1 protein-coding gene and 2 pseudogenes are annotated in these 3,232 nt (G+C 65.6%); all 3 read left to right on the top strand.

Translation table 11 applies throughout. The annotated features are described in order from the left end of the window. A partial coding sequence (murD, locus tag EN893_RS25645) for a UDP-N-acetylmuramoyl-L-alanine--D-glutamate ligase (RefSeq protein WP_128361870.1) occupies positions 1-1,158 on the top strand: 1,158 nt, incomplete at its 5' end. After that, positions 1,158-2,255 (top strand): annotated as a pseudogene (gene ftsW / locus EN893_RS25640) (putative lipid II flippase FtsW); the annotation flags it as partial. The gene murD and the pseudogene ftsW, both read left to right, overlap by 1 nt. Positions 2,256-2,265: 10 nt before the next feature. Beyond that, positions 2,266-3,232 (top strand): annotated as a pseudogene (locus tag EN893_RS25635) (UDP-N-acetylglucosamine--N-acetylmuramyl-(pentapeptide) pyrophosphoryl-undecaprenol N-acetylglucosamine transferase); the annotation flags it as partial.

Here is a 3,232-nt window from a genome sequence, read left to right as displayed (position 1 = left end):
CCGCATTGGACGGTGGAGCTGGCGCGCGGTTCAGGCGTCGAGATCATCGGCGACGTCGAGCTTTTCTGCCGCGAGCGGATGCTGAGCGCGCCGACGTCGCCCTTCATCGCCATCACCGGCACCAACGGCAAGTCGACGACGACCGCGCTGACCGCGCATATCCTGAAAGCCGCGGGACGCGACACCCAGATGGGCGGCAATATCGGCCGCGCGGTGATGACGCTCGATCCGCCCGAGCCCGATCGGCACTATGTGGTCGAATGCTCGTCTTACCAGATCGACCTCGCGCCCTCGATCAATCCGACGGCGGGCATCCTGCTTAACCTGACGCCCGATCATCTCGACCGCCACGGCACCATGCAGCACTACGCCGCGATCAAGGAGCGGCTGGTGGCCGGCAGCGAGACGGCGATCGTCGGCATCGACGATTCCTGGTGCGCGCAGATCGCCGAGCGGCTGGAGCGGGCGGGGCGGCATGTCACCCGCATTTCCAAGCGCCTGCCACTGACGGACGGCTATTTCGCCGATGGCACCAATCTGATGGAAGCGGTGCACGGCCGTTACAGCCGCGTCGCCTTCCTCGAAGGCATCGGCTCGCTGCGCGGCCAGCACAATGCCCAGAACGCGCTGGCGGCGGTCGCCGCTTGCCTCAAGGTCGGACTGGAGCTTGGCGAAATCCAGTCGGGGCTGGAAAGCTTTCCCGGCCTCGCTCACCGCATGGAGCAGGTCGGCCGCAAGGACCATGTGCTGTTCATCAACGATTCCAAGGCGACCAATGCCGATGCGGCAGCACCCGCGCTATCCAGCTTTACGCGCATCTACTGGATCGCCGGCGGCCTGCCCAAGGAAGGCGGCATCGAGCCGTTGCGCGGCTTCTTTCCGCGCATCGCCAAGGCCTATCTGATTGGCGAGGCGGCGCCGGCCTTTTCGGCGACGCTGGGCGAGGCAGTTCCCTACGAGATCTCAGGCACGCTGGCCGCCGCGGTCGAGCACGCCGCGCATGATGCCGCTAAGGACGACAGCGGCGAGGCGGTGGTGCTGCTGTCGCCGGCCTGCGCCAGTTTCGACCAGTTCAAGAATTTCGAAGTCCGCGGCGAAGCCTTCAGGCAAGCTGCGAATGCTATCGAGGGTGTGAAACCCATCGGAGGGGCACGATAATGCAAAGCCGTCTCGACAAAAGCCCGGTGGCAACCTGGTGGTGGACGATCGATCGCTGGTTCCTGGCGGCGTTCCTGTCGCTGATGGGGCTCGGCATCGTCTTGTCCTTCGCCGCCAGTCCGGCGGTGGCCGAACGCATCGGCCTCGACAGTTTCCACTTTGCCACCAGGCAGATCATCTTCACCGTGCCGGCGCTCGGTGTGATGCTGGCAGTCTCCTTCCTCGATTCCAGGCAGATCCGGCGCATGGCGCTGGTCATCCTGTGCCTGATGCTGGTGCTGATGGTGGCGGTGCTCTACATCGGCGTCGAGGTGAAGGGTGCGCGCCGCTGGGTGTCGCTTGCCGGCCTGTCGATCCAGCCGTCGGAATTCCTGAAGCCGGCCTTCGTCATCATGTGCGCGTGGCTTTTCGCCGAGCACAAGCGCCAGCCCGATATTCCGGGCAATCTGTTTGCCATGCTGCTGCTGGTGCTGGTCGTATCGCTGCTGGTGGCGCAACCGGACCTCGGCCAGACCATGCTGACGACCGGCACCTGGGGCATCATGTTCTTTATGGCCGGGCTGCCCTGGCTGTGGATCGTCGCGCTGGGTGCGGCCGGCGTCGGCGGCGTCTTTGCCGCCTATACGGTGTTCCCGCACGTTGCCCTGCGCATCGACAAGTTCCTCACCGGCGAGGGCGACACGTTCCAGGTCGACATGGGGCGCGAAGCGCTGATCAATGGCGGCTGGTTCGGAGTCGGACCGGGCGAGGGCACCGTCAAGCGCGTCATCCCCGACAGCCATGCCGACTTCGTCTTCTCGGTTGCCGGCGAAGAGTTCGGGCTGATCATGTGCTTCTTCATCATGTCGATCTTCGCCTTCATCGTTCTGCGCGGCCTCAACACGGCGCTGAAGGAGCATGACGATTTCACCCGCTATGCGGTCGGCGGCCTCGTCACCGTGTTCGGCCTGCAGGCTGTCATCAACATGTGCGTCAACCTCCAGCTTGTGCCGGCCAAGGGCATGACGCTGCCGTTCATCTCCTATGGCGGCTCCTCGCAGATCGCCATCGCCATCTCGATGGGCATGGTGCTGGCGCTGACACGCAAGCGGCCGGAAAATGGCCGGCGCCGTCCACCCGATCCAGTCGGCGACGATGGGCTCGAAAAATCCTTTTGCCCTGCTTGGCGCCTTCTGGAAGATCTGGCGCGGCGTGCGCCAGGCTTCTGCCGTCATTGGCAGAATCAAGCCGGATGCCGTCGTCGGCTTTGGCGGTTATCCGACCTTGCCGCCGCTCTACGCGGCGACACGGCGCAAGGTGCCGACGCTGATCCATGAGCAGAACGCGGTGATGGGGCGCGCCAATCGGGCGCTGGCCGGCCGTGTCGACGCCATCGCCGGCGGCTTCCTGCCGCAGGACACCAGTGCTGCCGGGGTCAAGACGGTGACGACAGGCAATCCGGTCAGGCCGGCCGTGCTGGAAGCGGCCAGGACGAATTATGCGGCATCGACCGGGGAACAGCCGTTCCGCCTGCTGGTGTTCGGCGGCAGCCAGGGCGCCCAGTTCTTTTCCGATGCCGTGCCGGGCGCCATCGCGCTGCTTTCCGACGCCCAGCGCAAGCGGCTGGTGATCACCCAACAAGCGCGCGCGGATGACGTGGCGCGGGTCAAAGCGGCCTATGCCGCGCTTGGCGTCGCCGTCGAGGTCTCGCCCTTCTTCACCGACATGGCGGCACGCATGGCGGCCGCTCATCTGGTGATCTCGCGTTCCGGCGCCTCGACCGTCTCGGAGATCGCCGTCATCGGCCGGCCGGCGTTGCTGGTGCCTTACCCCTATGCGCTCGATCACGACCAGGCGGCGAACGCGGCGGCCCTTGCCGCTGCCGGCGGCGGCGAAGTGCATCCGCAATCCTCGCTCTCGTCCGAACGCATCGCAGCGCTCATCGGCGAGCTGATGGAAGACCCCGATCGGCTGACGGCGATGGCGGCGGGTGCGAAATCGGCCGGGAGGCCGGACGCGGCACGGTTGCTCGCTGATCTTACAGAGGCTATTGCGTCCAAAAAAACCGTTTTGGATTTCAGGAAGGGGACGCAAG

It is taken from the genome of Mesorhizobium sp. M7A.F.Ca.CA.004.04.2.1, from assembly GCF_004022825.1.
GTDB lineage: Bacteria > Pseudomonadota > Alphaproteobacteria > Rhizobiales > Rhizobiaceae > Mesorhizobium.
Note: the sequence above shows the minus strand (reverse complement) of the source record. Positions and strands in the feature narration are given on the sequence as shown.